The organism is Pseudomonas sp. B26(2017) (assembly GCF_002113045.1).
Taxonomy (GTDB): Bacteria; Pseudomonadota; Gammaproteobacteria; order Pseudomonadales; family Pseudomonadaceae; genus Aquipseudomonas.
The window spans coordinates 2,368-5,623 of record NZ_NEJJ01000027.1 but is presented as its reverse complement, the minus strand read 5'-3'; the positions used below and the strand labels follow the sequence as shown (position 1 = coordinate 5,623).

General features: G+C 51.7%; 2 rRNA genes. Both read right to left on the bottom strand.

What is annotated here, in order from left to right:
* Positions 1 to 91 (bottom strand): 5S ribosomal RNA (rrf, locus tag CAF79_RS28560); the annotation flags it as partial.
* Between the two features lie 156 nt (positions 92 to 247).
* A 23S ribosomal RNA gene (locus CAF79_RS28555) occupies positions 248 to 3,138 on the bottom strand.
* Positions 3,139 to 3,256: the final 118 nt, after the last annotated feature.

The following is a 3,256-nucleotide window of genomic DNA, read 5'->3' as shown; positions in this document are numbered from 1 at the left end:
GGGGAAACCCCACACTACCATCGGCGATGCATCGTTTCACTTCTGAGTTCGGGATGGGATCAGGTGGTTCCAACGCTCTATGGTCGTCAAGAAATTCGGGTACTGACTCGTGACCAGATGGCCTCGCTTCAGCAAATTGGGTATGTGACAGCTTTCGGTGTTTTGTGAGCGTCGAACTTTCGGTTCATTGCGTCTTCACACACCGCAATCTGGTCTCTTTCGAGTCTGCAGATTGCTTGGGTGTTATATGGTCAAGCCTCACGGGCAATTAGTATTGGTTAGCTCAACGCCTCACAGCGCTTACACACCCAACCTATCAACGTCGTAGTCTTCGACGGCCCTTCAGGGAACTCAAGGTTCCAGTGAGATCTCATCTTGAGGCAAGTTTCCCGCTTAGATGCTTTCAGCGGTTATCTTTCCCGAACATAGCTACCCGGCAATGCCACTGGCGTGACAACCGGAACACCAGAGGTTCGTCCACTCCGGTCCTCTCGTACTAGGAGCAGCCCCTCTCAAATCTCAAACGTCCACGGCAGATAGGGACCGAACTGTCTCACGACGTTCTAAACCCAGCTCGCGTACCACTTTAAATGGCGAACAGCCATACCCTTGGGACCGGCTTCAGCCCCAGGATGTGATGAGCCGACATCGAGGTGCCAAACACCGCCGTCGATATGAACTCTTGGGCGGTATCAGCCTGTTATCCCCGGAGTACCTTTTATCCGTTGAGCGATGGCCCTTCCATACAGAACCACCGGATCACTAAGACCTACTTTCGTACCTGCTCGACGTGTCTGTCTCGCAGTCAAGCGCGCTTTTGCCTTTATACTCTACGACCGATTTCCGACCGGTCTGAGCGCACCTTCGTACTCCTCCGTTACTCTTTAGGAGGAGACCGCCCCAGTCAAACTACCCACCATACACTGTCCTCGATCCGGATAACGGACCTGAGTTAGAACCTCAAAGTTGCCAGGGTGGTATTTCAAGGATGGCTCCACGCGAACTGGCGTCCACGCTTCAAAGCCTCCCACCTATCCTACACAAGCAAATTCAAAGTCCAGTGCAAAGCTATAGTAAAGGTTCACGGGGTCTTTCCGTCTAGCCGCGGATACACTGCATCTTCACAGCGATTTCAATTTCACTGAGTCTCGGGTGGAGACAGCGCCGCCATCGTTACGCCATTCGTGCAGGTCGGAACTTACCCGACAAGGAATTTCGCTACCTTAGGACCGTTATAGTTACGGCCGCCGTTTACCGGGGCTTCGATCAAGAGCTTCGCGTTAGCTAACCCCATCAATTAACCTTCCGGCACCGGGCAGGCGTCACACCCTATACGTCCACTTTCGTGTTTGCAGAGTGCTGTGTTTTTAATAAACAGTCGCAGCGGCCTGGTATCTTCGACCGGCGTGGGCTTACGCAGCAAGTGCTTCACCCTCACCGGCGCACCTTCTCCCGAAGTTACGGTGCCATTTTGCCTAGTTCCTTCACCCGAGTTCTCTCAAGCGCCTTGGTATTCTCTACCCAACCACCTGTGTCGGTTTGGGGTACGGTTCCTGGTTATCTGAAGCTTAGAAGCTTTTCTTGGAAGCATGGCATCAACCACTTCGTCGCCTAAAGGCAACTCGTCATCAGCTCTCGGCCTTGAAACCCCGGATTTACCTAAGATTTCAGCCTACCACCTTAAACTTGGACAACCAACGCCAAGCTGGCCTAGCCTTCTCCGTCCCTCCATCGCAATAACCAGAAGTACAGGAATATTAACCTGTTTTCCATCGACTACGCTTTTCAGCCTCGCCTTAGGGACCGACTAACCCTGCGTCGATTAACGTTGCGCAGGAAACCTTGGTCTTTCGGCGTGGGTGTTTTTCACACCCATTGTCGTTACTCATGTCAGCATTCGCACTTCTGATACCTCCAGCAAGCTTCTCAACTCACCTTCACAGGCTTACAGAACGCTCCTCTACCGCATCACTTACGTGATACCCGTAGCTTCGGTGTATGGTTTGAGCCCCGTTACATCTTCCGCGCAGGCCGACTCGACTAGTGAGCTATTACGCTTTCTTTAAAGGGTGGCTGCTTCTAAGCCAACCTCCTAGCTGTCTAAGCCTTCCCACATCGTTTCCCACTTAACCATAACTTTGGGACCTTAGCTGACGGTCTGGGTTGTTTCCCTTTTCACGACGGACGTTAGCACCCGCCGTGTGTCTCCCATGCTCGGCACTTGTAGGTATTCGGAGTTTGCATCGGTTTGGTAAGTCGGGATGACCCCCTAGCCGAAACAGTGCTCTACCCCCTACAGTGATACATGAGGCGCTACCTAAATAGCTTTCGAGGAGAACCAGCTATCTCCGAGCTTGATTAGCCTTTCACTCCGATCCACAGGTCATCCGCTAACTTTTCAACGGTAGTCGGTTCGGTCCTCCAGTCAGTGTTACCTAACCTTCAACCTGCCCATGGATAGATCGCCCGGTTTCGGGTCTATTCCCAGCGACTAGACGCCCTATTAAGACTCGCTTTCGCTACGCCTCCCCTATTCGGTTAAGCTCGCCACTGAAAATAAGTCGCTGACCCATTATACAAAAGGTACGCAGTCACAGAACAACGTCTGCTCCCACTGCTTGTACGCATACGGTTTCAGGATCTATTTCACTCCCCTCTCCGGGGTTCTTTTCGCCTTTCCCTCACGGTACTAGTTCACTATCGGTCAGTCAGTAGTATTTAGCCTTGGAGGATGGTCCCCCCATATTCAGACAAAGTTTCTCGTGCTCCGTCCTACTCGATTTCATGACTAAGAGACTTTCGCGTACAGGGCTATCACCCACTATGGCCGCACTTTCCAGAGCGTTCCGCTAATCTCAAAGCCACTTAAGGGCTAGTCCCCGTTCGCTCGCCACTACTAAGGGAATCTCGGTTGATTTCTTTTCCTCAGGGTACTTAGATGTTTCAGTTCCCCTGGTTCGCCTCTTGCACCTATGTATTCAGTACAAGATAACCATCTTATGATGGCTGGGTTCCCCCATTCAGACATCTCCGGATCAAAGTCTGTTTGCCGACTCCCCGAAGCTTTTCGCAGGCTACCACGTCTTTCATCGCCTCTGACTGCCAAGGCATCCACCGTATGCGCTTCTTCACTTGACCATATAACCCCAAGCAATCTGGTTATACTGTGAAGACGACATTCGCCGAAAATTCGAATTTCTCAACTAAGAGAACTCACAAATTTTACCTTAGCCTGATCACCACCAGTGAAAGTGGC